A 24,391-nucleotide genomic window follows, 5' to 3' on the forward strand; every position below is an offset into this window, starting at 1 on the left:
AATCATGGAAACATATACACTTGCAAATGGGGTTGCTATTCCTAAAATTGGTTTTGGAACTTGGCAAATTGCTGAAGGCGAAGAAGCCTATAACAGTGTTAGCTTCGCACTTAAGGCGGGTTACACACATATTGATACCGCACAAATTTACGGTAACGAGGTTTCTGTAGGTAAAGCGATTGCTGATAGTAATTTGGCACGTGAGGATATTTTCCTAACTACCAAACTTTGGAATGATAAGCATGATTACGAGTTAGCTAAGACTTCTATCGATGAGTCTCTCGAAAGACTTGGTGTGGATTATTTGGATCTTTTACTTATCCATTGGCCTAATCCAAAGGCGCTTCGTGAGAATGATGATTGGAAGGCTGGCAATGCGGGTGCATGGAAGGCTATGGAAGAAGCCTACAAAGAAGGTAAGGTGCGTGCTATCGGTGTGTCTAACTTTATGCAACACCACCTAGAAGCTCTTATTGAAACAGCTGAAATTGTTCCACATGTCAATCAAATCCTCTTGGCTCCAGGTTGTAACCAAGAAGACTTAGTTGCCTATTGCCAAGAGCGCGATATCCTTCTTGAAGCCTATAGTCCACTAGGTACAGGTAGCATTTTTGGAAATAAAGATGTTGAAGCAGTGGCTAAACGTAACGGTAAATCTGTGGCACAAGTTGCTCTACGTTGGAGCCTTCAAAAAGGTTTCTTGCCACTACCTAAGTCTGTGACACCTAAAAATGTAAAAGGTAACTTGGATATCTTCGACTTCGACTTATCAGAGGAAGATATGGCAGTCTTGGATAAGATTCAAGGCATCAAAACTCAGGATGATCCTGACACAGTTAATTTTTAATAGGATATTAAGCAACTCGTTAGGGTTGCTTTTTAGCGTGTTTCTTTAGATTTGCTATAATGAAACAATCATTTTTTTATAGATGGGAGTTACGTAATGGAGTCTCGAAATCTTTTGCCTCAAAATACACGTACTTCATTATCAATCGTCAAACATTCCGCCTGTAAGCTGGTACATGAGGTAAATATGTTCCAAAGTTTTGACAATTCGCGCCACATAAAGTTATTTAAGCATATCCTTTTCTCTCATTACCATTTTCTGTTATAATAAATTGTACTTCTAAAATAGAAAGGTCTTAAGATGACAACTCTTATTAAACATAAACGTGTAGAATTTTCAGAACTTTTTTATGACTTAGTTTTTGTTTTTGCAATTTCAAAAGTAACTACTTTAATTGACCATCTTCATAACGGTATTTTGACTTGGAATTCTTTCCTTGATTTTCTCATTGCTACTTTGGTTCTCATCGATTCCTGGATGATTCAAACCGATTATACCAATCGCTATGGAAAGAACTCTTTATTTAACATAGTAATCATGTTTATCAAAATGGGAATTTTACTCTTTATAGCCAATATGATTGGACCTGATTGGCAACAATATTTTCATTATCTCTGTTGGGCTATTGGTACATTAACCCTTACCTTATTTTTTCAATATTTGGTTGAATTTTTTAGAAAATCAACCGATGATGTTAATCGGGAAAGTATCAAAGGTTTTCTATGGATAACAGGTCTAGGAAGTTTAGGAGTCTATCTAACAGCTCTTCTTCCTATTTACCTTGGAGTCTATATCTTATTTACTAGTATTCTGCTAACATTTATTATGCCAAGTATCTTGCTTAATAAAGATAAGCATTACCAGGTAAATCTCCCCCATTTAATCGAGCGCATCTCCCTTCTTGTCATTATTATGTTTGGAGAGATGATTACGGAGCTAGCTAACTTCTTTACAATCGAGAATTTCTCGATTTATTCGGTTCTTTATTTCATTATTATGCTTTCTCTGTTCTTGTTTTATTTTGGTCAATTCGACCATGCTATTGATGAAAAATCTAATCAAAAGGGACTATTTCTAATTTACAGTCACTATCCTATTTTCATTGGACTTATGATGATGACTGTATCGATGAGTTTTCTTCAGAATCCTGAAGCTAATCGTCTCTTTGCAACCAGCTTCTCTTATATCGGATTTGGCCTCTTTCAAGCTGCTGTCCTAGTAAATGGGCCCTATAACAAACACTATCTTCGCTATTCGAAAAGTTACTACTGTGTCCAAGCGACACTCTATCTGGCTGCCTTTATTCTCTCTTTAATCTTTGCTTCTAATCCTATAATAGTAGTGAGTATAACAACCATTTTAGCTCTAGCTATAGCCATTCATTTTATTTATTTTTATATGACACAGAATAAAAAATATTCCAAATCTAACTGGGAGTTATTTTAATGAGTTTATAACATTAAAAAGCCTTGGAACCAAGGCTTTTTTGCTTTCTATCTAAACTTTTTCATAAGGTATTTTCGTACAGGTGCTTCAATGGTTTTAACGATTTCAAATCCTTCTTTTTGATAAAGATGCTTGGCTGCCTGATTTGCCTCGAAGACATTTAGAGAAATACTATCTATGTCTCCATTTTCAAAGACCAAACTAACAAATTTCCTTAAGGCCTGACTACCTAAGCCTTGCCCCTGTTTCTGGGGATTGATTAAAAACCGTCCGATATGAAGATTCCTGTCTTCTAGCCTGATTTTCTGGATAAGCCCCACAAACTCTGGTCCATCAAAGATAGAAAAGACTCCTTCCAAATCTTGCAAGATTTGAATTGTCAAGGGAAAAGGAATCATTGTTCCCATCCATTGTTCTTGAAAGACTTTGCCAAAGGAATTGGACCATTGACATACGCGTTGAGCGTTTTCTGTGCTCACCTTTTCTTCAAAACGAATTGTCATCTTTTCCTCACCATCTTATCTATGTTTCTTTATTATACTACTTCTCTCATTTTTTACGAATAGATAAGTATGATTGATATTTATTTTTTTCTTGTCGGGAGCATTCTCGCTTCCTTTCTTGGTTTGGTCATTGACCGTTTTCCTGAGCAATCCATTATCAGTCCAGCTAGTCACTGCGATTCCTGTCAGACTCCCTTGCGCCCCTTAGATTTGATTCCGATTCTCTCGCAAGTTCTCAATCGCTTTCACTGTCGCTACTGCAAGGCTCCTTATCCAGTCTGGTATGCCCTTTTTGAACTAGGATTAGGTCTCCTATTTCTATCTTACTCTTGGGACTTCCTTTCCTTGGGACAAGTCATCCTAATCACCGCTGGTTTGACCTTGGGCATCTACGACTTTCGCCATCAGGAATATCCCCTACTGGTCTGGATGACTTTCCACCTAATCCTCATGGCTTCCTCTGGTTGGAATCTGGTCATGGTCTTCTTCCTTGTCCTTGGAATTGTGGCTCATTTTATCGATATCCGCATGGGAGCAGGGGATTTTCTCTTTTTAGCTTCTTGCGCTCTCGTATTTAGCGCAACCGAGTTACTCATCTTGATTCAGTTCGCTTCTGCGACGGGCATCCTGGCCTTTCTCCTGCAAAAGAAAAAGGAAAGACTTCCTTTCGTGCCTTTCCTCTTACTTTCTGCTTACGTGATTATTTTTGGTAAGCTACTGCTTGTTTGATAAAGTCCTCAATCTGCTCTCCTTGGTGGAGAGCTTTTACAATTTTCGAACCAACGATAACGCCATCTGATACCGCATTGAAGCGTTCTACATCAGCCTGACTTGATACACCAAAACCTGTCAAGACTGGAATGTCAGCCACTTGATAAAGTTGTGCCAAGTGCTTGTCCAAGTCTGCACGGTAATTGCCAGATTTCCCTGTCACCCCATTGATGGCAACCGCATAGACGAATCCTTCTGCACCATCAATCAACTCTTTCTGGCGTTCAATTCCTGTCGTCAAACTAACTAGAGGAATCAAGGCGATATCTGTATCTGCCAAAAATGGTTCTACAAAGTTGGCATGCTCATGAGGCAGGTCTGGGATAATCAAGCCTTTAACCGCTGTATCTGCCAAATCTTTGACAAAGTTCTCCACACCGTACTGAAAGAGGGGGTTGAAGTAGGTCATGATGACCAGCGGAACCTCTGTTTCAATGGTTTTCAAGGTTTCAACCAAAGCTTGTGTCGAAGTCCCGTGGGCTAAACTGCGCAAGCCAGCTTCTTCGATAACAGGTCCATCTGCGACAGGATCTGAAAAGGGAATGCCCACTTCAATGGCAGAGACACCCAAATCTTCTAAAAAGTGGATTGTTTCTCCTAGTCCATCCAAACCTTTTTCGTGGTCTCCAGCCATGATATAGGGAACGAAAATTCCTTTTCCAGCTGCTTTTATAACGTTTAATTTTTCTGTTAGTGTCTTAGGCATGAGCTTCTCCCTTCTTTGCTGCGTCTGCTTCCAAGCGGTCTTTGACTTGAACCACATCCTTGTCCCCACGACCTGATAGACAGACAATCATGGACTTGTCTGGACCGAGTTCTTTGGCCAATTTCACTGCAAAAGCGATAGCATGGCTAGATTCCAAGGCTGGGATAATCCCTTCCACACGAGACAAGAGTTGGAATCCTTCCAAGGCTTCTTCGTCTGTCACAGGAACATAGCTGGCACGTTTGATATCGTGGTAGTGAGAATGTTCTGGACCGATACCAGGATAGTCCAAACCTGCTGAGATAGAGAAGGCTTCAAGAATTTGACCATGGGCATCTTGGAGCACATCCATGAGAGAACCGTGAAGGACACCCGGACGACCCTTAGTCAAAGTCGCTGCGTGGTGCTCTGTGTCTACACCAAGTCCTGCTGCTTCAGCTCCATACATAGCTACTGACTCATCTTCTACAAAGGGATGGAAGAGCCCGATGGCATTAGAACCACCACCAACACAGGCTACTAAAGCATCTGGCAGATCTTGTCCTGTCAAGTTACGGTACTGTTGTTTAGCTTCTCGACCGATGACACTTTGGAAGTCACGAACGATTTCTGGGAAAGGATGAGGCCCCAAGGCAGAACCAAGGATATAGTGGGTGTCGTCGATATTTGCCACCCATGAACGAAGAGCTGCATTGACCGCATCCTTGAGCACGCGCGAACCGTCTGTCACTGCCTCAACCTTAGCTCCCAAAAGCTCCATACGGAACACATTGAGGGCTTGGCGTTTAACATCTTCCTCACCCATGTAGATGGTACATTCCATGTTAAAGAGGGCTGCAGCAGTTGCAGTTGCCACACCGTGCTGACCAGCACCTGTTTCAGCGATAATTTTCTTTTTACCCATGCGTTTGGCAAGCAAAACTTGTCCCAAGGCATTGTTAATCTTGTGGGCCCCTGTATGGTTAAGGTCTTCACGTTTGAGATAAATCTTGGCTCCGCCGATATGCTGGGTCAAGTTTTTTGCGTAGTAAAGAGGAGTTTCACGTCCCACATACTGGCGCAAAAGTTGGTTCAATTCCTCTTGGAAACTTGGGTCTGCCTGACTTTCACGATAAGCCTTCTCCAACTCCAAAACTGCCGTCATCAATGTTTCTGGGACAAAACGTCCACCGAATTTTCCGTAAAATCCATCTTTATTTGGTTCCTGATATGCCATGCTTTACCCTCTCTATAAATCTTCTAATCTTTTCCTGATCTTTTTGTCCATCTGTCTCCACTCCGCTCGATACATCGACTGCATAGGGAGTAAAGTGTTGAATTGCTTTTGCTACATTGTCTTCCTTAAGCCCACCTGCTATAAAGAAAGGCTGAGCTAATTCCATCGTATCCAGTTGACCCCAGTCAAAGGTCTGGCCACTCCCAGCCACAGGGGCATCAAAGAGTAAATAATCTGCCTGAGAATTAGGGACATGTCCCTCTCCATCCACCTGCACAGCCTGAATACTGTCACAAGGCAAATTCTCAAACAAATCATCTGCCACCTGACCGTGAACTTGAACCAAGTCCAAACTAACTTTGTCAATCGCTTCTAGCAGTTCTGCCCGACTTGGTGAAACAAACACACCAACCTTTTTGACATCTGCAGGAATAAGCTTTGCCAGCTCGGCAGCCTGATCCAAAGTCACCTGTCTTTTACTAGGTGCAAAGACAAAACCGATGTAGTCGACTCCTGCTGATACGGCTGTTTCCACCGCTTCTTTGGTCGATAATCCGCAAATTTTAACCTTTGTCAATCTGCAACTCCTTGATTCTCTGGGCTACATCTTCTGCCTGCATGAGAGCTGTTCCCACCAAAATTCCGTTAAAGTATGGTGCTACTCGTTCCGCATCCTGCCCTGTGAAAATAGCAGATTCAGAAATGTAGTAGCGATTTTCCTTAAAGTGCTGGGCCAAGTCTACACTGGTCTGCAAGTCAACTTCAAAGGTGGTCAAATTACGATTATTGACCCCGATAATCTCAGCACCAAGTCTGTATGCCACCTCTAGTTCAGCTAGATTGTGGGTCTCCACCAAGACTTCCAAGCCAAGCTCTGTCGCATAGTCGTAAAGTTCCTTAAGACGTTCTTCTGACAAGGCTGCCACAATGAGCAAGATGACTGTCGCACCTGCATTTCGAGCGCGGATGATTTGCTTTTCATCGATGATAAAGTCCTTGTTGAGCGTTGGAATCTGTACCTGACTGGAAATCTCCCGTAGATAATCCAAATGTCCTTTAAAGAAAACTTCATCTGTCAGAACAGAAATCATCACTGCTCCGTTTTCTTCATAAGTCTGGGCCTGTTGCACAATATCCACATCGAGATTGATATCTCCCAGACTAGGGCTAGCCTTCTTAACTTCAGCGATTATCTGTAGACGGTCTTGGTGTTGTTTTAGATAGTCAGCCAAGCGATAGGTCTGGCGCAGGGGCTGAATTTCCTCCAGCTCCATCTGCTCAACCTCACGCGCTTTCTGCTCCAAAATTCGTGCTAAAAATTCCTGACTCATTTTTGGTACTCCTGTAACAGTCTGAGTTTTTCAAGGGCCTTGCCACTAGCAATCACTTGACGAGCTAAGGCAACTCCATCCTTGATATTATCTACCTTACCATTAGCATAGAAACCAAGACCAGCATTTAAAACTGTAGTTTCCAAGAATGGACTTGGTTCATTTTTAAGAACGCTAAGCAAAATTTCTGCATTTTCCTGAGCATTGCCTCCACGAATATCTTCGATAGCGTAACGTTCCATTCCCAAATCCTCTGGAGTAAAGCTTGACAAGGTGATTTCGCCATTTTCAAGAAGAGCAATCTTGGTTGTTCCATTCAAACCAGCTTCATCCAATCCTTCTGGTCCAGTAACCACGATGGCACGTTTACGACCCATATTTTTCAAAACCTGAGCTGTACTTTCTAGAAGTTCTGGACGACTAATTCCAAGAAGCTGTGTTTCCAAAGCCATTGGATGAATCAGTGGACCAGTCAAGTTCATGATCGTTGGAATTCCTAGTTCCAAACGAGCTGGCATGATGTATTTCATGGCTGGGTGCATATTTTTAGCAAAGAGAAAGACGATTCCAGTTTTATCAAAGACCTTACCTAGTTCAGCTGGTTTGAGGTCTAGGTTGATGCCCAAGGCTTCAAGGACATCTGCAGAACCAGATTTAGAAGAAATCGAACGGTTACCGTGTTTTGCCATGTGAACACCGCCACCAGCCAAGACAAAGGCTGCAGTTGTAGAGATGTTAAAGCTGAAAGACTTGTCCCCACCTGTACCACAGTTGTCCATAGCATCATGAATTTCAGTTGGAATATGTTGGGCATGTCCTCTCATGACTTGGGCAATGGCTGTGCGTTCTTCAGGTGTTTCCCCCTTCATCTTAAGAGCCAAAAGAAGAGAAGCAATCTGCGCCTCAGTAACACGCCCAGTTACAATACGCTCAATGACATCCGTCATTTCCACACCTGATAAATTTTCAAATTTTGCTAGTTTTTCAATAATCTCTTTCATCCTAGTTTCCTCACTTTACAACCTTCTCGATAAAATTCCGAATAGAAGACAAGCCATCTGGCGTTCCAATGCTCTCTGGATGGTACTGGAAGCCATAAATCGGTAGGTTTTTGTGTTGAATCCCCATTATGGCTTGGTCATCAGTCGAACGAGCTGTCACTTCAAAGTTTTCTGGCATTTCTTCAATTAAAATACTGTGGTAACGCATGACTGCACGACCATCCTCGATGCCTTGATACAAAACAGATGGCGCTTCAAAGCTGATATTGCTCTGTTTCCCATGCATGACTTTTGGAGCCAAACCTAACTTACCACCAAAGACTTCTGCGATAGCTTGGTGGCCCAAACAAATCCCTAAAATCGGCTTCTTGCCAGCAAAATCACGAATCATGTCTTCCATCTTTCCAGCATCAACTGGCCAACCAGGACCAGGAGAAAAGACCAGACCATCTGCTTTTTCAGCTTCTTCATACAGCTTGGGATCATCATTTCTCAAAACCTGAACTTCTGCAAAATTCCCAATGTACTGCGCCAAGTTATAGGTAAAAGAATCATAGTTGTCAATCAATAAAATCATGGTCTTAGTTCTCCAATTCTAGTCATAGATTTAGCCTTGTTAATGGTTTCTTGGTATTCGTTTTGGGCGATGGAGTCGTAGACAATCCCTGCCCCAGCCTGCACATAGGCTGTTTGATTTTTGAGAATCATAGTTCGGATGGCGATGGCAAAATCCATATCACCCGTCGCAGACAAGTAGCCGATTGCTCCTGCGTATACGCCCCGTTTTTCCGTTTCCAGTTCATAGATGCGTCTCATCGCTCGAATTTTTGGTGCTCCAGAAACAGTTCCAGCAGGAAGTGTTGCTTTCAAAGCATCCATAGCAGTGAGTTCTGGAAGCAAACGCCCCTTGACCACGCTGGTCAAATGCATAACATAACGGAAGAGCTCCACTTCCATATACTTGGTGACTTGGACACTGGCCGTTTCAGAGATGCGGCCAATATCATTACGACCCAAGTCTACTAACATCCGATGCTCTGCTGTTTCCTTCTCATCAGAAAGCAGGTCTGTCGCCAAAGTCTTGTCCTCTTCATCCGTAGCTCCTCTTGGTCGTGTCCCTGCAATCGGATTGGTTGTCACGATGCCATTTTTGACAGAAACCAAACTTTCTGGACTAGCTCCGATGATTTGATAATCCCCAAAATCATAGAAATAAAGGTAATTAGAAGGATTAGTCACGCGGAGATTTCTGTAGAAGTCAAATGGATTCCCAGTAACTTCTGCTGAGAAGCGCTGACTGAGCACGCATTGGAACATGTCACCATTTCGAATCAAGTCACGAGCTGTTTCCACCATTTCCTCAAACTTCTGAGGAGCGATATGCGGTTTGAAGTCTAACGGAGATAGATCCAAGTCTTCAAATTCATTTGGAGCAGGAATGCGTAATTCCTCAAGCACTTGGTTCAAGGCTTTTTCCAATTCTTCTTGACTACGCTCACTATAGAGAGCATCCTCGACGACATGAATTTTTTCCTTCTTGTGGTCAAAGACCATGTAACTCTCATAAACGAAGAAATGCATGTCTGGCGTTCCAATTGTATCTTCAGGAATGTGACCAATTTCTTCATAAAGCGAAATCATATCGTAACCAACAAAACCAATTGCCCCACCACCAAAAGGTAGATCTGAGTGGTGTTGGCTCTTATGAGTCACTTGATAAAGGAAATCCAAGGGATCCCGATCAATCACTTGACCATTTTGATAAAGAACTCCATTTTCAAACTTAATCTCAAAAACTGGATTATAAGCTAGGATAGAAAAACGAGCTGTTTCCTTGTCTCTTGGAATACTCTCTAAGATAACCTTGTGTTGCCCCTTTAGGCGCATATAAGCCAAGATTGGTGATAAGACATCTCCATGAATGATTCGTTCCATTGTAATTTCCCTTTCAGTTCCTTATTTTTAATTTTTTATCTTTTTCTATTTCCCTTAAATAGTGCGGACGGGAGGTAAAATTATCCAGTGGATGATTTTAGAAATCCATTAAATGAAAGACCTAATTTTTGAGCTCCTCGCTCATTCATTTCTAGGCTCAGGCTAAAATAGTTCCCCGAACTATTTTACTCTCAAAAATTCCGTCCTATAGAAGCATATTTGCTTCTATAGGATACCACCATGGCGGGAAATATCTTTTAAAAGCTCACTTCGTTCGCAAATTTTTTGTAGCAATCTATTTAATAATGAACAATAATCTAAAACTAAACAGCTGAACCTATAATAGACATATAAAAATCCCCACGCAAAATAACTTGCGTGAGGACGAAATTCGCGGTGCCACCTCAATTATAGGATTTCTCCTATCTCTCATTCCTGTCTCAGAAAGCTCCTGTAACAGGCTGTGCGATAAAGGGCACTCCCTTGAGAATTATGTTTTTTTCTCTTATTTCAAATGGACCCAACCTTACAGCTTTCTCTGCTTGTTTCCAGCAACCACAAGCTCTCTGTGAGAGAAAAGACTGTAATTTTTCCATCTATTATTTTTTAGCTTCTAGGTAGTCTGCAATCGCAGCTACGTCCTTGTCTCCACGACCAGAGACATTGATGATGATAATGTCGTCTTTACTTAGTTTCGGTGCACGTTTAACTGCTTCTGCGATAGCGTGCGAACTTTCAATCGCTGGGATAATTCCTTCAGTCTTGCTGAGAAGGAGGAGAGCTTGAACCGCTTCTTCGTCTGTCGTAGCCCCATATTCCACGCGACCTGAATCCTTGAAGTAGGCGTGTTCTGGGCCAACCCCTGGATAGTCCAATCCAGCTGAGATAGAGTAAACTGGAGCCAGCTCTCCATCTTCCTTAAAGACTGCATAAGTCTTCATGCCGTCGACAATTCCGATACTACCTTTTGTCATAGTAGCTGCGTGCTTGTCTGTATCAAGTCCGTGACCAGCAGCTTCAACCCCAACCAATTTGACTTCTTCATCAGCCACATACTGAGAAAAAGCACCGATGGCATTAGAGCCACCACCTACACAGGCAATAACGTAGTCTGGTAAACGGCCTTCTTTTTCTAAGATTTGACGGCGAGATTCTTCACTGATGACCTTTTGGAACTCATGAACAATGGTTGGATATGGGTGAGGTCCCACAGCAGATCCCAAAACGTAGAAGGCTTCAAGGTCATTCATCCATGCTCCAAAGGCTGCATCAACCGCATCCTTAAGGGTACGCGTTCCAGTTTCAACTGCGTGAACAGTTGCTCCCATCATCTCCATACGGAAAACATTGAGACGTTGACGCTCCACATCCTCTGCCCCCATGTAGACATCACAGGCCATACCAAACTTGGCTGCAGCCGCTGCTGTCGCAACACCATGTTGACCAGCTCCTGTTTCCGCAATCACTCGTTTTTTGCCCATACGTTTAGCAAGAAGAATTTGTCCTAAAACATTGTTGAGTTTGTGAGAACCAAGGTGGTTCAGGTCTTCACGTTTGAGATAAATCTTAGCTCCACCTAGGTGCTCTGTCAAACTTTCTGCAAAATAGAGCGGTGTTTCGCGACCTGAATAGTCCTTTAAGTAATGACGAAATTCTGCCAAAAATTCTGGATCATCCTTGTACTTTTCAAATGTCACTTCCAACTCATCCAACAAAGCCTGAATCGGCTCCGGTACGAAACTACCACCAAATTGTCCAAAATAACCTTTAGTTGTCATAAAATTTTCCTCTTTCAGTATTGATTTCAAGATATGAAAAAAGCCCACACACAGAATATACTTCCATGTGAGGGCGTTGGTAACGCGGTGCCACCTCAATTATAAAGAGACTATCCCTTTACATCTCTGCCTTGTCTAACAACAAGTTGCACTGTAAGGTGTGCGCACCGAATTTTCATTGTTTCAAATTCATTTTTAAAATCAGCCCACTTTCACTACTTCCAACCACCTGTTCACAATCACCACAGGCTCCCTGAAGATCAAAAATAGTTACTTTTCTGATTTATTGAACTTATTTTAATACTTTGTTTTTCCTTTGTCAAGACTTTTTTACAATTTTTTTGATGAAGCTAGTACTTTTTCAGAAACTGTTTTGAAAGTCTCAATGATATAGTCCACTTCTTCATCGCTTAGTTTAGTATGAAGAGGGAGCGTAATTTCATTTTCAAAGAAGGCATAGGCCTTAGGATAATTCGCCATATCAAAGCCAAGATTCTTATAGGCTGTCAAGAGCGGAAGCGGTTTGTAGTGGACATTACTTGCAATTCCTGCTTTGGCCAATTCTTGGATGATAAGATTGCGTTCTTCTAAGCTTGCTCCTTCTACATGGGTGATGTAGAGGTGGCGTGAAGATTCGACAGTTTCAGTCTTGTGTGCCAAAGGATGGATGCGAGAACCTGCAAAACCACGATCATAGCGATCCACGATATCCTTACGACGACCAAGCAAACTTGAGTAACGATCCAATTGTACCAATCCAAGTGATGCCATGATATCTGTCATATTGCACTTGTAGGCTGGTGTGACGATATCGTATTCCCATGAGCCCAGTTGCATCTTGGCAAGGGCATCCTTAGTTTGACCATGAAGGGAAAGAATTTGGAATTCCTTGTACATCTCTTCGTCATCAATCGCTGGATTGGCTTTCCAAGTCGCACTTCCACCTTCTGCCGTTGTAAAGTTCTTAACGGCATGGAATGAGAAAGAAGTAAAGTCAGCGATAGAACCAGCTGGTTGTCCTTTATAAGTAGATCCCAAAGCATGGGCACTATCAGAGACAATCACAATACGGTTAAAGGCTTTTTGCCACTTGCTTGACGCAGTAAAGAGGTCACGTTTCTTCTCCACTACTTGGAACAAACGGTCGTAGTCACAAACAATCCCTGCAAGCTCTACTGGGATGATCACCTTGGTTTTTTCAGTGATAGCTTGCTCAAGCAAGTCATAGTCCATCTCAAACGTATCTGCTTGGATATCCACCATGACAGGGGTTGCTCCTACGTGAGTGATGACACTACATGAAGCTGTATAAGTCATAGCTGGAACGATGACTTCATCTCCAGGACCCACTTCAAGCACACGTAAAATCAACTCAAGAGCGGCAGTTGCAGAGTTAAGACAGACAGTCTTAGGCGTCTGTGTATATTGAGACAAGCGACGCTCCAGTTCTTTTGTCTTAGGACCTGTTGTGATCCAACCAGAACGCAGGGTATCCGCTACTTCAGCAATTTCTGCTTCCGTAATATCGGGTGGTGAAAATGGAATATTGTAATTTGGCATTGATTTGCTCCTTTTATCTGTACTCATTTTCTTATGACTACTTTATTTTAGCACTTCAAACACGGTTTGAAACATGATTTTGATGTCTCCAAGGAAACTAAATTCTCGGAGATAGGCAAGGTTATAGCGCATCTTTTCAGGAAGGACATGTTCGACATAGGCTTGGTCAACCGACAGACCTTTCTCCGTCATTTGACTGATAATAGTGTCCTCATCCTTGTAGTTGATGCTAGCTGGAGAGGTAATTCCTGCTGGCAAGAGCAAGGTCGCCATCATTTCAGGGCTATACTGCTCTGTGTAACGTGGCACTTCAGGCCTTGTCCCAACAAAGGACATCTCACCTTTAAGAACATTGACCAACTGAGGCAGTTCGTCCAAACGGATACGGCGGATGAAATTACCAACCTTGGTAATACGACTATCGTTAGCTGAAGTCACCAGACTTCCTTTTTTATCCGCATCCGTCACCATGGTACGGAACTTCCAAATCTTGAACCGACGGTTATACTGGGTCACGCGCTCTTGCTTGTAAATCACTGGCCCCTTGCTATCCAACTTGATCCAAATGCTCAAAATGAGAAAGATGGGAGAGGTCAGAACCAGTACAACCAAGGCCAAAACCCAGTCCAAACAACGCTTGAAAATCAGCGAACCCTTCCTTTTAGAGACAAGCTGGTAGTAAGACTCAACCTCGCTTGATTTCATTTCCACGGGCAAGTCTTCCCATTTCAGCATGCTGTTTCTCCTTTGTTTTTATTATACTATTTGTCAACATTTTTCATTATACCACAAAATAGAAAAGGCGGTGAAAGAAATCTGTAATTTGAAGGATTTCCTTCTTATGCTCAATGAAAATCAACGAGTATTATGCCATGGCCCCTGCCTGCAAGCTATACATCTTGTGATAGGTTCCTCCCAAGGCCAAAAGTTCTTCATGAGTTCCGCTCTCGATAATACGCCCCTTGTCCAAAACATAGATGCAGTTGGCGTCTTGGATGGTAGAAAGGCGGTGAGCGATGGCAATGGTTGTCCGCCCCTGTCTCATCTTAGCCAGAGAAGCTTGAACCAAACTTTCTGTTTCAGAGTCAATATTGGCTGTCGCTTCATCCAAAATCAGAATTTTAGGCTGACTGGCGACTGTTCTAGCAAAAGCAAGAAGCTGACGCTGACCAGTAGAGAAGCTCGAACCACGCTCAGAAACAGGTGCATCATATCCCTGAGGAAGTTCTTGAATAAAGGAATCTGCATCCACGAAGGCTGCCGCAGCCTGGACCTGCTCATCACTGATTTCTTGGTACATGGCGATATTGGACTTAATGGTCCCATGATAGAGGAAGGGATCCTGCAAGACCAGCCCGATGTTTTTTCTCAACTCTTCCTGACTGTAGTTCCTAATATCCACATCATCCAAGAGAACTCGCCCTGACTGAAATTCATAAAAGCGCATGAGGACATTGATAATCGAAGATTTCCCAGAACCTGTATGCCCTACAAAAGCTATGGTTTCACCCTTATTAACCGAAAAGGAAATATCATCCAGAATCGGATGTTTTCCATCATAAGAGAAACATACATGTTCAAAACGGATATTGCCCTCTTGGACTTTGGCTTGTCCATTTTCTTGAAGAGGCTCATAGGTCTTCTCGTCAATCAAGGCGAAGACACGGCCTGCAGATACCATAGAAGTTTGAAGGGTTGAAAAGTTTTGCGTCACCTCAATCAAGGGATCAAAGAGACGGTTGATATACTGGATAAAGGCATACATGGTTCCAGCTGTTATCCCGATAGAAAGGCCACGGTAGCCAAAGTAGGCCATCAAGACAGCATAACCCAGAAGTTTCAGTAAACTCATGGCAGGTCTCAAAAAGAGGGCATCCAAGGCTACAGAACGGTTGGCGTAGATCAAGTGTTCTTGGTTGATTTCATCAAATTCTGCTTGCAGGCGCTTCTCTTGATTAAAGGCCTGGATAATCCTGATTCCCTCGATATTCTCTGCCAACTTACTATTGATATCCGACAAGAGACTCCTGGTTTTTTCGATGATTTTCACTGACTTTTTCCGATAGAGATTGACCAAAAGGAAAATCAAGGGGAGAAAGAGCAAGACTAAAGCTGTCAAACGAAAATCCAACACCAACATGGTATAAAGAGTTGTCAGAAAGATGAAAACTGCTGAGATAAAGCTAGATAAAATCCCCGAAAACATATCACTAATAGTCTCGGTATCATTTGTCAAACGAGAGACGATGGAGCCTGCTGGCGTCTTGTCAAAATAAGACATGCCCAGCTTCTCCATATTGGCAAAGGCATCGCGACGAATATCCCTAACAATACTGTATGACACCCGTGCAAAGAGAAGATTACCGACATACTGAACCACAGTTTGTAGGATATAAAGGCCATAGTAGGCCAGCAAAACGGTCACAGCGAGTTGGTTGAGATTGCTGAGATACTGGTCGATAAAGTGGGAAGCCACAAGGGGAATGACACTTTTAATGACCGTCGTCGCTAGTAGAAAACTGAGCGCCAAAAAGGTAAGGAGGCCATAAGGCTTGAGATAGGACATCAAGCGCTTCAATACAGTCCATTGTTCTTTCTTATTCTGCATCTTCTTCTCCTTTCATTTCCAGCTGCTGAGACTGGTAGGTTTGGGCATACCAGCCATCCAAAGCTAGCAAGTCTTCGTGTGTGCCCTGTTCAATAATTTGACCATTTTGCAGAACCAAGATTAGATCTGCATGGACAACTGCACTCAGGCGATGAGCCGTAATAATGGTTGTCTTGTCCTTTCGCGTCTCCTTAAGGTTGTCGATAATCGCATACTCCGTCTTGGCATCCACAGCCGACAAAGAATCATCCAAAATCAAGATATCAGGGTCTAAAATCATAGCCCGACTCATAGCTAGCCGTTGCTTTTGACCTCCAGAAAGACTGACTCCCTTTTCACCAATCAAGGTATCAAAGCCCTGAGGCATGGCTACAATGTCTTGGTAAACTTGGGCTAGCTTAGTAGCTTCCTCGACCGCTGAAAGTGGTAAATCAGGATTCCCAAAGCGTATATTGTCTAAGATTGAAGTCGCAAAGAGGAACTGGTCCTGAGGAACATAGCCCATAAGACTACGAAGGTCTGTCAGACTATAGTCACGAATATCGTGGCCATTCAGATAAATGGCTCCCTTATCCACATCGTACTCACGCAAGAGAAGCTTGATCAAGGACGTTTTTCCAGAGCCTGTCTGCCCGACTAAACCCAGGGTTTGCCCTTTTTCCAAACTAAAGTGGATATCCGTCAATGTCTCCTCATTTTCAAAGGCAAAGCTGTCAATGGAATATTCCAAACGTCCATTTTCAATACCGTCTAAAGGAAACTCAGGGTCTTGTACAGGTGATTCCTGAGACAAGAGTTCCTCAATCCGCTGGTAGGAAACCTTCCCACGCTGAGTGATATTAAAGAGGAAGCCGATAGCCATAAGAGGCCAAACTAGCATATCCAAGTAGCTGATAAAGGTGACCAGATTCCCAACCGTAATCTGTCCCTTCTGAACCATCAAGGAGCCGACCAAGAGCGTTAAAACATAGGAGGAACCAACAAATAAGAGAACCATAGGGTCAAAGAGACTATCGTATTTCATAGTTTGAAGGTTCTTTTGGAAGGTCAATTCATTGACTGCCTGAAAGGACTTGAGCTCGTCCGCCTGATAACCGAAAGACTTGGTCACTTTGATACCTGATACGGACTCCTGTACCTTGTTATTAAGTTCGGAAAAGGCAGCTTGTGATTCGCCAAAGGCCTTGTGGGTCTTTCTCCCTAGACGACTGGTCGCATAAGCCATGAAAGGCAGGGGAAGAATGGCAACCAAGGTCATCTGCCATGAAATGCTAAAAAGCATGGTCAACAAAGTCACCAAAGCCGTGATAGAAGCATCCACTGCTGACATGACTCCGCCACCGGCGAGACGAGTTAAGGCATTGATATCATTGGTTGCGTGTGCCATCAGGTCCCCCGTCCGGTAGGTTTGATAAAAAGCTGGAGACATTTTTGTGAAATGCTCAAACAAGCGAGAGCGCATAATCTGTCCCAAACGGTAGGAAGTCCCAAGAATATACATACGCCAAACATAGCGCAGATAGTACATCCCAAAGGCTGCAAGCAGCAAGTAAAATAGGTCAAGAAGGAGGTCCTGCTGGGTTAATTGCTCCGAAGTAATGGCATCAATGACCCGCCCCATAACCATAGGGGGAATGAGATTGAGGACGGAAACCAATACCAGGGCCACAATCCCGACTAGATAACGGCGTTTTTCTAACTTGAAAAACCACCAAAGTTTTTGAATAATGGACATAACATCCCTTTCTGATTGCAAATAGAAACCTGAGGCCAAGACCCCAGGTTTTTCTTATTCATAGGTTACGACTGTGACCGCACCCTTGTCATACTCAGCGATAAAGATATTGGCTACATTGTCATGCCCTTGCTTGCTGAGGTTATCAAGCAACCACTCTTCGTTACGACCAATCGACTCCAAAACATCGACTTGGATCACACCGTCAGTCACAACTGGATACTTAGGATTTTCATCTCCCATTTGGACCACGATGAGTTGGCCATTTTGCTCCTGCACAGCGCGTTTGACCTGCTTCATCTGGAAAATCCCTTGGCTACGAAGCTTGAGGGCTACTTCCGCTGCAGACAAACCAACTGAACGACAGGCTTCTGGGTCAATCTGACCATTTTTGATGAGGAGAGTTGGCTTACCATCAATCAAGCGTTTGACAAAATGAACATTGTTACTAAGCCACTTGAGGGTCAAAACCAAAATCGTCCACATCATCAAAATCACTGCGTACTGGAGAATGCTAATAGAACTATTGTAAATCACCCCACCGATAATACCACCGAGAACATAGTTCTGAATTTGGTCTGTCGCAGAGTTAGGCGCCAGATTTCCCTTTCCTGTCACATTGATAACAAAAACAAGCGAGAAAAGACCCAAGGCCAGTTTGATTAAAATTTCCATATAATTGAGTGTCATTTGTTTACCTCCACCAATTCAATAGCGTCTGTTTGATGCAATTCTAATTTCTCTAAAAGATACTTGTCTGGTTGGCTCCCATTCATAGCGCGGTAGAAATTTGAACCTACCTTGACAAGCGCTCCATCAGTGGTTGCAGAAGTATTGACATAAACTTCTGATTTATCCACTCCCAAATCTTTAGAAACGACCTCTATAAAATGAAGGGAGGTTTGAAATTGATTGTTAGAGGCTTGATTGGTCTGGTATTTTGAAATTGTCACCAAAAGCATGGCCACTAAAGTCAGGGCCAAAATCATGACCAATTCCCGAAACTTAGTCCCCTTTTTATCTCGATAAGCCTTAAAAGCAAAAAATCCTGTGATAGCTAGGAGAAGAATCCCCAAGCCAATCATGATGCCATTTTGCTGACTGATTTGGCTAAGTACATAGTCATATGAGTAAAATTTCATTTATTTTCACTCCCTTTCATAAAATCATTCTTAATTATAAACGAAAGAGAGTGATTTTTCAAGCCATACGTTGGGTAAATAGACTTATCAGACCAACTTCTCAAACTAATGACTCCAGTAGCTATTTCAAGATTCTGATTTTGATAATTGATATGAATAAACACCAGGCATCAACACCACAAGTAGAAGTGTCAAGAAAAACACCCAGTAAACATATATTTGAACAAAGGAATTTAGAAACAATAACAATCCTCCTAACACCCAAATTTTTCCAGCTAATCGATGTGTTTTTCTCCAGTTTTTATCACTCTCCAAGGTCCACGGAAGTCGAATACCGATTATATAATTTCGGTGTGTTTTTGGTAGATAATTTCCAATTACGATCATAACGACTCCCATAAAAATCTGAGCTAGTAGCCCACTCATCATGGAATAACCCAAAGATTCTCCGAAGATAGAAATCATTAATAGACAAGATACAAAAGGAATAATCCAGTAAATCAAAACTTGTATTTTTGAACTGATATTGCTAGATTTAGGATCCTTAATCATTAAAAATAGAAGCAACCAATGCATCAAAAGCATGAGAGTAGGTAATCCAAAGATAGCAAACATTTTATGATTGTAGCCATCTGCTTGACCCAGTAGATTAAAATGAGTGGGTATCTCCTCTGGTAATTGATTCCAGAAAACACAACCTACAAGGGAAGGTAGTAGGATGAGAATGCTCGTAAATAATACCAATTTCTTATTGATTTTTATCTTCATCAAAATGATCTCCTTTCAGATCTGCTAGCCAAACCATTATATCCTCTAAAACCGATGTATTTAACTCATAATAAATAAAGTTTTTTTCTTTCATTTCATGAATCAAATCCGCTGCTTTCAAAATCGTGAGATGGTGTGAAATAGTTGCACTTGTCAACTCGAATTGACTGGCAATTTCTCCTGCAGATAATCTACCTGCTTTGAGTAAATTTAAAATCTCTCTCCTAACTGGATGAGATAAGGCTTTAAAACTATTTGCAAAACTCATAATGGCTCCTTTCCCTTTGTAATATTAGTAGGGCTAGGACTAAGCAAGGTAGAACTGATAGTATTCCTGTCGGTGATGGGCCTAAAATCAAGAGGCTTGAAACTTTTTCTCCTGGTAATTGAAAGAGTAACCCAATACCGGCAGTTGCATTGATTGCCCCATGAAATAGGGCAGAAGCCCAGATAGAACCTGTCTTTTCCAACAACCAGCTCAACAATATTCCTAGGCTAAAACAAAATAGAAACATAGCAACAACTCCCAAAACAGGATAAGCAAAATAAGATAGTCCATAATTATATCCTTGCAAATTGATTGGTAGATGCCATAGACTCCAAATGAAAGCAAGTAAGACATGAGTCTGGACTAGTGAAAAGCGTTCTCTTAGCACTGGGTAAAGATAGCCCCGCCAACCAATTTCCTCTCCCAATGCAAAGAAACTATTAAGAAAAGGAGCGTAGGTCAAACTAGCTAGGATTTGAATCAAAGCCAAGAAAGATAAGGGAATGGTTGATTGAGAGACACCTTTTTCTTGTAAGATGGCTTGAATAGATTCAAAGCCAAGGCTAAAATTGCTAGGGAATACAAGAAAATAAAGTCCTGCTCCTAAAAAACTGATGACTGCTGGTAACCAGATAGCTAGTAAGTAAAAGTGCCAGTTCCTCTTGAGATTCACGACTAATTTAGATTTGATTCCACTAGGTTGATTCGTGATTTTCCCTAAAATAAAGACTGCAAGTGCAGGCATCCACATGGCTACAATACTAGCAAGCTGACTCCATGGAGAATTTAGACCAACACCACTTAGCCATAGTGCCAACCATATTATCCAAGCAAGGGCATAAGCCAAGACCACAAAAAGAAGGATTGTTCTCTTATTTGACATATTTTACACTTCACTTTCTATTTAGATGTTTTTCTAAATAATATTATACACCTTTCCATTCTAAATACAAGAACTATTTAGATTTTTTTCTAAATAGTTTAGGGAATTTTTATTTTCTCAGGATAAAGTCTAAAGAGTGATTTTTCAAACCATACGTTGGGGAAATAGTCCTTTTTTTGGTATAATAAAATCTATAATCTGAATGAAAAAGGTAACTTTATGAAACTTATCTCATGGAATATTGATTCCCTCAATGCTGCCCTAACTAGTGACTCAGCTCGTGCTAAATTGTCCCAAGAAGTCCTACAAACCTTGGTCGCTGAAAATGCTGATATCATTGCTATCCAAGAAACCAAGCTTTCTGCCAAGGGTCCTACAAAGAAACACTTGGAAATTTTAGAAGAACTCTTCCCAGGCTACGAAAACACATGGCGCTCTTCTCAAGAGCCTGCCCGTAAAGGCTATGCTGGAACCATGTTCCTCTATAAGAAAGAACTCACACCCACTGTCACTTTCCCAGAAATCGGTGCTCCGTCTACCATGGACTTGGAAGGTCGTATCATCACGCTAGAATTTGATGATTTTTTCGTAACGCAAGTTTACACTCCAAACGCTGGCGATGGCCTCAAACGCTTGGAAGAACGCCAAGTCTGGGATGTTAAATATGCTGAGTACTTGGCTGAACTAGACAAAGAAAAACCAGTCCTTGCGACCGGTGACTACAATGTAGCCCACAATGAAATCGACCTTGCAAATCCTGCCAGCAACCGCCGTTCACCAGGATTTACCGACGAGGAACGTGCTGGATTTACCAACCTTTTGGCAACTGGGTTTACCGACACCTTCCGCCATATTCATGGCGATGTTCCAGAACGCTACACTTGGTGGGCACAACGCAGCAAGACTTCTAAAATCAACAATACAGGCTGGAGAATCGACTACTGGCTGACAAGCAACCGCGTGGCTGACAAGGTGACCAAGTCTGATATGATTGACTCCGGTGCGCGCCAAGACCACACACCCATTGTCATGGAGATTGAACTCTAAGGAGAAAACGAATGGACTATCAAGCTGTCATTCCTGAATTTGTAGTATCTGACATCGAAAAATCACGCCACTTCTACTGCGACTTGCTAGGATTCTCTACCGAATACGAGCGTCCAGAGGAGAAATTTCTCTTCCTCTCGCTTGAAGACTGCCAACTTATGCTAGAAGAAGGCAGCGCAGAAGAATTAGCTCAGCTGACCTATCCTTTCGGGCGCGGTGTCAATATTTCCTTTGGCATTGCAGATGTTCCTCAGCTCCACCAAAAACTGCTGGAAGCTGACTATCCTATCCATCGTCCCCTGACAAAAAGAGAATTTCGAGTAGGAGATAGCTTTATATATCCTCATGAATTTGCAGTTCTGGATCCAGATGGCTATTTTTTAAGATTTAGCGAGTAGAATAATAAAGATTTGGAAAAAGTCTTTAAAGTTAAAAAGACATATTGTCAAGTGTTTAAAAACTTGATAATATGTCTTTTATGATGAAAAAATCTTCTAATACTCTTCGAAAATCAAATTCAAACCACGTCAGCGTCGCCTTACCGTACTCAAGTACAGCCTGCGGCTAGCTTCCTACTTTGCTCTTTGATTTTCATTGAGTACAAATGTTAGCTTACAATTGAAAATTTGTCTATTTTTCTTCATTTTGTTCGTTTTTAAAACCAAAACACTAACAAAATATTTGATTTCTAAAGTTTTTTGGTGTAAAATAAAAACATTGGCACAAGCCTATGTTAAATTGAATATCGTTTTACTTGTTTATGTCGTGAATTGGCACGACGTTTCTACAAGGTGCCGGAACACCTAACAATAAGTAAGTCAGAAGTGAGGTATGGTCGTTTTTGCCATGCCTATTTTGGGGACTTACTTAGAGATTAAGTAGGTCCTTTTTCTATCCGTTTTACTGGGTAGAAATCTGAAACAAGCAAATGGATTGGCTTTTAGACTTTAGGAGGTCTTATGAAATTATTAGAAGAGCGTATCCTCAAGGATGGGCATATCTTGGGTGACAACATCCTCAAGGTGGATTCCTTTTTAACCCACCAAGTTGACTTTAGCTTGATGCGAGAAATCGGTAAGGTCTTTGCGGAAAAATTTGTTGCTGCTGGCATTACCAAGGTCGTAACCATTGAAGCGTCGGGTATTGCCCCAGCCGTTTTTACAGCTGAAGTCTTAAACGTTCCCATGATTTTCGCTAAAAAAGCTAAGAACATCACTATGAACGAAGGTATCTTAACTGCCCAAGTTTACTCCTTTACTAAGCAGGTAACCAGTACCGTTTCTATCGCTGGAAAATTCCTCTCACCAGAGGACAAGGTCTTGATTATTGACGATTTCCTTGCTAATGGCCAAGCTGCCAAAGGCTTGATTCAAATCATCGAACAAGCTGGTGCCACAGTCGAAGCTATCGGTATTGTGATTGAAAAATCCTTCCAAGATGGCCGTGATTTGCTTGAAAAAGCAGGCTACCCTGTTCTATCACTCGCTCGTTTGGATCGTTTTGAAAATGGTCAGGTCGTATTTAAGGAGGCAGATCTCTAATGCAAACTCAAGAAAAACACTCGCAAGCAGCCGTTCTTGGCTTACAGCACTTACTAGCCATGTACTCAGGATCCATCCTGGTTCCCATCATGATTGCGACTGCCCTTGGCTATTCAGCTGAGCAGTTGACCTACCTGATTTCTACAGATATCTTCATGTGTGGGGTGGCAACCTTCCTTCAACTCCAACTCAACAAATACTTTGGGATTGGACTCCCAGTCGTTCTTGGAGTTGCCTTCCAATCCGTCGCTCCCTTGATTATGATTGGGCAAAGCCATGGTAGTGGCGCTATGTTTGGTGCCCTTATCGCATCAGGGATTTACGTGGTTCTTGTTTCAGGCATCTTCTCAAAAGTGGCCAATCTCTTCCCATCTATCGTAACAGGATCTGTTATTACTACGATTGGTTTAACCTTGATTCCTGTCGCTATTGGAAATATGGGAAATAACGTTCCAGAGCCAACTGGTCAAAGTCTCTTGCTTGCAGCTATTACTGTTCTGATTATCCTCTTGATCAACATCTTTACCAAAGGATTTATCAAGTCTATCTCTATTTTGATTGGTCTGGTTGTTGGAACCGCCATTGCTGCTAGCATGGGCTTGGTTGACTTCTCTCCTGTTGCAGCAGCACCTCTTGTACATGTCCCAACTCCACTCTACTTTGGGATGCCAACCTTTGAAATCTCATCTATTGTCATGATGTGTATCATCGCAACGGTGTCTATGGTTGAGTCGACTGGTGTTTATCTGGCCTTGTCTGATATCACGAAAGACCCAATCGACAGCACGCGCCTGCGCAACGGTTACCGCGCAGAAGGCTTGGCCGTACTTCTCGGAGGAATCTTTAACACCTTCCCTTACACAGGATTTTCACAAAACGTTGGTTTGGTTAAATTATCAGGTATCAAGACTCGCCTGCCAATCTACTACGCAGCTGGTTTCCTGGTTCTCCTTGGACTCCTTCCTAAGTTTGGTGCCCTTGCCCAAATCATTCCAAGCCCTGTTCTCGGTGGTGCCATGCTGGTAATGTTTGGTTTTGTGTCTATTCAAGGGATGCAAATCCTCGCCCGTGTTGACTTTGCTAACAATGAACACAACTTCCTTATTGCAGCTGTATCAATCGCTGCAGGTGTCGGACTCAATAACAGTAATCTCTTTATCAGCATGCCGACAGCCTTCCAAATGTTCTTCTCAAACGGAATCGTTGTAGCCAGCCTACTCGCCATTATCCTCAATGCCGTATTAAATCATAAAAAGAAATAAGAAAAAGAGGTGTGAACCTCTTTTTTGTGTAGCTAATGAGCAA

General features: G+C 42.2%; 25 protein-coding genes, 1 riboswitch and 2 other annotated features. Of the genes, 7 read left to right on the forward strand and 18 right to left on the reverse strand.

Features of this window, described 5'->3' with window-relative positions; translation table 11 throughout:
• Positions 1 to 4 precede the first annotated feature (4 nt).
• Together N8M09_RS07135 and N8M09_RS07140 are read left to right on the forward strand one after the other, a co-directional pair.
• Entirely contained in the window at positions 5 to 847 is an 843-nt protein-coding gene (locus N8M09_RS07135) for an aldo/keto reductase (protein ID WP_261064702.1), read from the forward strand.
• 300 nt (positions 848 to 1,147) lie between these two features.
• On the forward strand, positions 1,148 to 2,293 hold the full coding sequence (locus tag N8M09_RS07140; protein ID WP_261064703.1) for a low temperature requirement protein A: 1,146 nt from the start codon (positions 1,148 to 1,150) through the stop codon (positions 2,291 to 2,293).
• A 47-nt stretch (positions 2,294 to 2,340) separates the two neighbouring features.
• Here the strand turns inward: N8M09_RS07140 and N8M09_RS07145 are convergent, their stop codons facing one another.
• Complete coding sequence (locus N8M09_RS07145) at positions 2,341 to 2,796, reverse strand: GNAT family N-acetyltransferase (RefSeq protein WP_261064704.1); 456 nt, start codon at positions 2,794 to 2,796, stop codon at positions 2,341 to 2,343.
• 69 nt (positions 2,797 to 2,865) lie between these two features.
• Here N8M09_RS07145 and N8M09_RS07150 point away from each other — a divergent pair, with 69 nt between their 5' ends.
• A complete protein-coding gene (locus N8M09_RS07150) occupies positions 2,866 to 3,525 on the forward strand; it encodes a prepilin peptidase (RefSeq protein WP_261064705.1) in 660 nt (219 codons plus the stop codon).
• Here the strand turns inward: N8M09_RS07150 and trpA are convergent.
• The 17 genes from trpA to N8M09_RS07235 all read right to left on the reverse strand — a co-directional run bounded on the left by trpA (position 3,497) and on the right by N8M09_RS07235 (position 20,498).
• Complete coding sequence (gene trpA / locus N8M09_RS07155; RefSeq protein WP_261064706.1) at positions 3,497 to 4,273, reverse strand: tryptophan synthase subunit alpha; 777 nt, start codon at positions 4,271 to 4,273, stop codon at positions 3,497 to 3,499. The two genes, N8M09_RS07150 and trpA, sit on opposite strands and share 29 nt — an antisense overlap.
• On the reverse strand, positions 4,266 to 5,489 hold the full coding sequence (trpB, locus tag N8M09_RS07160) for a tryptophan synthase subunit beta (protein ID WP_261064707.1): 1,224 nt from the start codon (positions 5,487 to 5,489) through the stop codon (positions 4,266 to 4,268). The genes trpA and trpB (N8M09_RS07160) overlap by 8 nt, the downstream gene beginning before the upstream one ends.
• The gene (locus tag N8M09_RS07165; protein WP_261064708.1) at positions 5,467 to 6,066 is read right to left on the reverse strand and encodes a phosphoribosylanthranilate isomerase; all 600 of its coding nucleotides are present in this window, start codon (positions 6,064 to 6,066) and stop codon (positions 5,467 to 5,469) included. The genes trpB (N8M09_RS07160) and N8M09_RS07165 overlap by 23 nt, the downstream gene beginning before the upstream one ends.
• Positions 6,053 to 6,820, reverse strand: coding sequence for an indole-3-glycerol phosphate synthase TrpC (trpC, locus tag N8M09_RS07170; protein WP_261064709.1), 768 nt, complete (start codon positions 6,818 to 6,820; stop codon positions 6,053 to 6,055). Before trpC ends, N8M09_RS07165 begins: the two co-directional genes overlap by 14 nt.
• Complete coding sequence (gene trpD / locus N8M09_RS07175; protein ID WP_261064710.1) at positions 6,817 to 7,821, reverse strand: anthranilate phosphoribosyltransferase; 1,005 nt, start codon at positions 7,819 to 7,821, stop codon at positions 6,817 to 6,819. The genes trpC and trpD overlap by 4 nt, the downstream gene beginning before the upstream one ends.
• A 10-nt stretch (positions 7,822 to 7,831) precedes the next feature.
• The gene (locus N8M09_RS07180) at positions 7,832 to 8,398 is read right to left on the reverse strand and encodes an aminodeoxychorismate/anthranilate synthase component II (RefSeq protein WP_070842873.1); all 567 of its coding nucleotides are present in this window, start codon (positions 8,396 to 8,398) and stop codon (positions 7,832 to 7,834) included.
• On the reverse strand, positions 8,395 to 9,756 hold the full coding sequence (gene trpE / locus N8M09_RS07185) for an anthranilate synthase component I (protein WP_261064711.1): 1,362 nt from the start codon (positions 9,754 to 9,756) through the stop codon (positions 8,395 to 8,397). The genes N8M09_RS07180 and trpE overlap by 4 nt, the downstream gene beginning before the upstream one ends.
• Before the next feature lie 377 nt (positions 9,757 to 10,133).
• Positions 10,134 to 10,365, reverse strand: a binding site (T-box leader).
• Entirely contained in the window at positions 10,356 to 11,534 is a 1,179-nt protein-coding gene (gene trpB, locus N8M09_RS07190) for a tryptophan synthase subunit beta (RefSeq protein ID WP_261064712.1), read from the reverse strand. Its footprint overlaps the feature before it by 10 nt.
• 66 nt (positions 11,535 to 11,600) lie before the next feature.
• Positions 11,601 to 11,830, reverse strand: a binding site (T-box leader).
• A gap of 34 nt (positions 11,831 to 11,864) precedes the next feature.
• Complete coding sequence (locus tag N8M09_RS07195; RefSeq protein WP_261064713.1) at positions 11,865 to 13,094, reverse strand: DegT/DnrJ/EryC1/StrS family aminotransferase; 1,230 nt, start codon at positions 13,092 to 13,094, stop codon at positions 11,865 to 11,867.
• Between the two features lie 42 nt (positions 13,095 to 13,136).
• Positions 13,137 to 13,829: a sugar transferase gene (locus tag N8M09_RS07200; protein ID WP_261064714.1), complete on the reverse strand. Its 693-nt coding sequence runs from the start codon at positions 13,827 to 13,829 to the stop codon at positions 13,137 to 13,139.
• Between the two features lie 130 nt (positions 13,830 to 13,959).
• Positions 13,960 to 15,702 (reverse strand): ABC transporter ATP-binding protein, encoded by a 1,743-nt coding sequence (locus N8M09_RS07205; protein ID WP_261064715.1) that lies wholly within the window; start codon positions 15,700 to 15,702, stop codon positions 13,960 to 13,962.
• Entirely contained in the window at positions 15,692 to 17,437 is a 1,746-nt protein-coding gene (locus N8M09_RS07210) for an ABC transporter ATP-binding protein (protein WP_261064716.1), read from the reverse strand. Before N8M09_RS07210 ends, N8M09_RS07205 begins: the two co-directional genes overlap by 11 nt.
• A gap of 54 nt (positions 17,438 to 17,491) precedes the next feature.
• A complete protein-coding gene (locus N8M09_RS07215) occupies positions 17,492 to 18,127 on the reverse strand; it encodes a DUF421 domain-containing protein (RefSeq protein ID WP_000174458.1) in 636 nt (211 codons plus the stop codon).
• On the reverse strand, positions 18,124 to 18,579 hold the full coding sequence (locus N8M09_RS07220) for a DUF3290 family protein (protein ID WP_261064717.1): 456 nt from the start codon (positions 18,577 to 18,579) through the stop codon (positions 18,124 to 18,126). Before N8M09_RS07220 ends, N8M09_RS07215 begins: the two co-directional genes overlap by 4 nt.
• 126 nt (positions 18,580 to 18,705) lie before the next feature.
• Positions 18,706 to 19,347, reverse strand: coding sequence for an SdpI family protein (locus tag N8M09_RS07225; RefSeq protein ID WP_000694118.1), 642 nt, complete (start codon positions 19,345 to 19,347; stop codon positions 18,706 to 18,708).
• A complete protein-coding gene (locus N8M09_RS07230) occupies positions 19,328 to 19,615 on the reverse strand; it encodes an autorepressor SdpR family transcription factor (protein ID WP_000006510.1) in 288 nt (95 codons plus the stop codon). The genes N8M09_RS07225 and N8M09_RS07230 overlap by 20 nt, the downstream gene beginning before the upstream one ends.
• Positions 19,599 to 20,498: a CPBP family intramembrane glutamic endopeptidase gene (locus N8M09_RS07235; protein ID WP_261064718.1), complete on the reverse strand. Its 900-nt coding sequence runs from the start codon at positions 20,496 to 20,498 to the stop codon at positions 19,599 to 19,601. The genes N8M09_RS07230 and N8M09_RS07235 overlap by 17 nt, the downstream gene beginning before the upstream one ends.
• Before the next feature lie 219 nt (positions 20,499 to 20,717).
• Between N8M09_RS07235 and N8M09_RS07240 the strand changes: the two genes are divergently transcribed.
• The 4 genes from N8M09_RS07240 (at position 20,718) to N8M09_RS07255 (ending at position 24,348) form a co-directional block, all read left to right on the forward strand.
• Positions 20,718 to 21,545 carry an exodeoxyribonuclease III gene (locus tag N8M09_RS07240; RefSeq protein WP_261064719.1) on the forward strand — a complete coding sequence of 276 codons (828 nt, stop codon included), beginning with the start codon at positions 20,718 to 20,720 and terminating at the stop codon, positions 21,543 to 21,545.
• A gap of 11 nt (positions 21,546 to 21,556) precedes the next feature.
• Entirely contained in the window at positions 21,557 to 21,943 is a 387-nt protein-coding gene (locus tag N8M09_RS07245; RefSeq protein ID WP_261064720.1) for a bleomycin resistance protein, read from the forward strand.
• A gap of 336 nt (positions 21,944 to 22,279) precedes the next feature.
• Positions 22,280 to 22,375, forward strand: a riboswitch (purine riboswitch).
• Positions 22,376 to 22,504: 129 nt separating this feature from the next.
• Positions 22,505 to 23,086: a xanthine phosphoribosyltransferase gene (locus N8M09_RS07250; protein WP_261064721.1), complete on the forward strand. Its 582-nt coding sequence runs from the start codon at positions 22,505 to 22,507 to the stop codon at positions 23,084 to 23,086.
• Positions 23,086 to 24,348: a nucleobase:cation symporter-2 family protein gene (locus N8M09_RS07255; RefSeq protein ID WP_261064722.1), complete on the forward strand. Its 1,263-nt coding sequence runs from the start codon at positions 23,086 to 23,088 to the stop codon at positions 24,346 to 24,348. The genes N8M09_RS07250 and N8M09_RS07255 overlap by 1 nt, the downstream gene beginning before the upstream one ends.
• The last annotated feature ends 43 nt before the right edge of the window (positions 24,349 to 24,391 follow it).

It is taken from the genome of Streptococcus mitis (assembly GCF_946190375.1).
Lineage (GTDB): Bacteria > Bacillota > Bacilli > Lactobacillales > Streptococcaceae > Streptococcus > Streptococcus mitis_CJ.

Excerpts from the sequence above, each read along its gene's own strand:
- N8M09_RS07225 (WP_000694118.1), bottom strand. The coding sequence starts at position 19,347 with ATGAAGATAAAAATCAATAAGAAATTGGTATTATTTACGAGCATTCTC.
- trpA (WP_261064706.1), bottom strand. The coding sequence starts at position 4,273 with ATGCCTAAGACACTAACAGAAAAATTAAACGTTATAAAAGCAGCTGGA.
- N8M09_RS07245 (WP_261064720.1), top strand. The coding sequence starts at position 21,557 with ATGGACTATCAAGCTGTCATTCCTGAATTTGTAGTATCTGACATCGAA.
- trpE (WP_261064711.1), bottom strand. The coding sequence starts at position 9,756 with ATGGAACGAATCATTCATGGAGATGTCTTATCACCAATCTTGGCTTAT.
- N8M09_RS07215 (WP_000174458.1), bottom strand. The coding sequence starts at position 18,127 with ATGACACTCAATTATATGGAAATTTTAATCAAACTGGCCTTGGGTCTT.
- N8M09_RS07140 (WP_261064703.1), top strand. The coding sequence starts at position 1,148 with ATGACAACTCTTATTAAACATAAACGTGTAGAATTTTCAGAACTTTTT.
- trpB (WP_261064707.1), bottom strand. The coding sequence starts at position 5,489 with ATGGCATATCAGGAACCAAATAAAGATGGATTTTACGGAAAATTCGGT.
- N8M09_RS07145 (WP_261064704.1), bottom strand. The coding sequence starts at position 2,796 with ATGACAATTCGTTTTGAAGAAAAGGTGAGCACAGAAAACGCTCAACGC.
- N8M09_RS07240 (WP_261064719.1), top strand. The coding sequence starts at position 20,718 with ATGAAACTTATCTCATGGAATATTGATTCCCTCAATGCTGCCCTAACT.
- N8M09_RS07205 (WP_261064715.1), bottom strand. The coding sequence starts at position 15,702 with ATGCAGAATAAGAAAGAACAATGGACTGTATTGAAGCGCTTGATGTCC.
- N8M09_RS07230 (WP_000006510.1), bottom strand. The coding sequence starts at position 19,615 with ATGAGTTTTGCAAATAGTTTTAAAGCCTTATCTCATCCAGTTAGGAGA.
- trpB (WP_261064712.1), bottom strand. The coding sequence starts at position 11,534 with ATGACAACTAAAGGTTATTTTGGACAATTTGGTGGTAGTTTCGTACCG.
- N8M09_RS07210 (WP_261064716.1), bottom strand. The coding sequence starts at position 17,437 with ATGTCCATTATTCAAAAACTTTGGTGGTTTTTCAAGTTAGAAAAACGC.
- trpD (WP_261064710.1), bottom strand. The coding sequence starts at position 7,821 with ATGAAAGAGATTATTGAAAAACTAGCAAAATTTGAAAATTTATCAGGT.
- N8M09_RS07250 (WP_261064721.1), top strand. The coding sequence starts at position 22,505 with ATGAAATTATTAGAAGAGCGTATCCTCAAGGATGGGCATATCTTGGGT.
- N8M09_RS07220 (WP_261064717.1), bottom strand. The coding sequence starts at position 18,579 with ATGAAATTTTACTCATATGACTATGTACTTAGCCAAATCAGTCAGCAA.
- N8M09_RS07200 (WP_261064714.1), bottom strand. The coding sequence starts at position 13,829 with ATGCTGAAATGGGAAGACTTGCCCGTGGAAATGAAATCAAGCGAGGTT.
- N8M09_RS07235 (WP_261064718.1), bottom strand. The coding sequence starts at position 20,498 with ATGTCAAATAAGAGAACAATCCTTCTTTTTGTGGTCTTGGCTTATGCC.
- N8M09_RS07135 (WP_261064702.1), top strand. The coding sequence starts at position 5 with ATGGAAACATATACACTTGCAAATGGGGTTGCTATTCCTAAAATTGGT.
- N8M09_RS07180 (WP_070842873.1), bottom strand. The coding sequence starts at position 8,398 with ATGATTTTATTGATTGACAACTATGATTCTTTTACCTATAACTTGGCG.
- trpC (WP_261064709.1), bottom strand. The coding sequence starts at position 6,820 with ATGAGTCAGGAATTTTTAGCACGAATTTTGGAGCAGAAAGCGCGTGAG.
- N8M09_RS07195 (WP_261064713.1), bottom strand. The coding sequence starts at position 13,094 with ATGCCAAATTACAATATTCCATTTTCACCACCCGATATTACGGAAGCA.
- N8M09_RS07150 (WP_261064705.1), top strand. The coding sequence starts at position 2,866 with ATGATTGATATTTATTTTTTTCTTGTCGGGAGCATTCTCGCTTCCTTT.
- N8M09_RS07255 (WP_261064722.1), top strand. The coding sequence starts at position 23,086 with ATGCAAACTCAAGAAAAACACTCGCAAGCAGCCGTTCTTGGCTTACAG.